Here is a 1,108-nt window from a genome sequence, read left to right as displayed (position 1 = left end):
ACAATGAATACAGGTTTGTTTGCCTGTCTGAGTTTTTTATTATTGAAGTTGTTTACACTTTTTGAAGGAAAAAAAGGAAGTCCCAGGAATTAAGGATTTTTGTTTTAGCAAATAAAAACGAATAATTCTGGGACTCATAGACGAAGATAAGATACGAGATTGGATTTTACCACATTTAAGCAAAGGCAAAAGAGGCTTTAAGGCCAGGATAGATTTAGTAAAAGTGGTTCTGTTGATTTTAAAGCGAATGAAAACAGGCTGCCAGTGGCGAGAGTTGTGTATTTGCGAATATTTTGATAAAGGGGCGACCTCGTGGCAAAATATTCACAGGTATTTTTTAAAATGGAGTAAAGACGGTTCATTCAAGAGGGCTTGGATCAATCTTTTATCTTGTAATAAGAAACTGCTGGATCTGTCAAGCGCCCAGTTAGATGGTAGCCATACACCAGTCAAACGTGGTGGCCAGGCGGTAGGTTATCAAGGCAGAAAAGCTTCAAAGACCAGTAATAGTTTGTTCTTATGTGACAACAGAGGTCAGATGCTGACCGTATCAACGGCGCAAAGTGGAGAGCATAATGACTTATACGATATAGTGAAGCTCTTTAAAGAAATGATCGGGGTTCTGGAACAATCCGATATCAATTGCAATGGAATATTTGTAAATGCCGATCCTGGATTTGACAGCGAAGATTTAAAACAAGTATGCATTGACTACGAGATTGAATTAAATGTAAAACCCAACTTGCGAAATCAAAAGAAGCAAAGTGATGAATACCGATATTTTGATGATCAACTTTACAAAAGACGAACAAAAATTGAACATGCCAATGCCTGGATGGATGCTTTTAAAGCATTGCTTGTCAGATATGAAAAACTTGTTGAAACATGGATGGCATTGCAATGGCTGGCTCTTATAACCCTTTTTTGTAGAAAATTAAAAGTATAAACAACTTCAATAAGAAAACTATACTCAAAGTACCTAAATATTCGATCCATGGCCGCTTAATTATTACCGAACCATTGAGTAAAAAGACCGGGGATCTTTGCAGGTCCCCGGTTTTTTATGCGTCAATGAAAAACATGTTTGTATATTCAAAGACCAGGATTT

1 protein-coding gene is annotated in these 1,108 nt (G+C 36.9%); it reads left to right on the top strand.

The genetic code is table 11. The features are described 5' to 3' along the window. The first annotated feature begins 121 nt into the window (after nt 1-121). Complete coding sequence (locus tag BW716_RS34980; RefSeq protein WP_306460916.1) at nt 122-946, top strand: transposase; 825 nt, start codon at nt 122-124, stop codon at nt 944-946. The last annotated feature ends 162 nt before the right edge of the window (nt 947-1,108 follow it).

This window comes from [Flexibacter] sp. ATCC 35208 (assembly GCF_001975825.1).
Taxonomy (GTDB): domain Bacteria; phylum Bacteroidota; class Bacteroidia; order Chitinophagales; family Chitinophagaceae; genus Chitinophaga.
The sequence above is the reverse complement of the archived record's forward strand: the minus strand, read 5'-3'. Positions and strand labels throughout refer to the sequence as shown.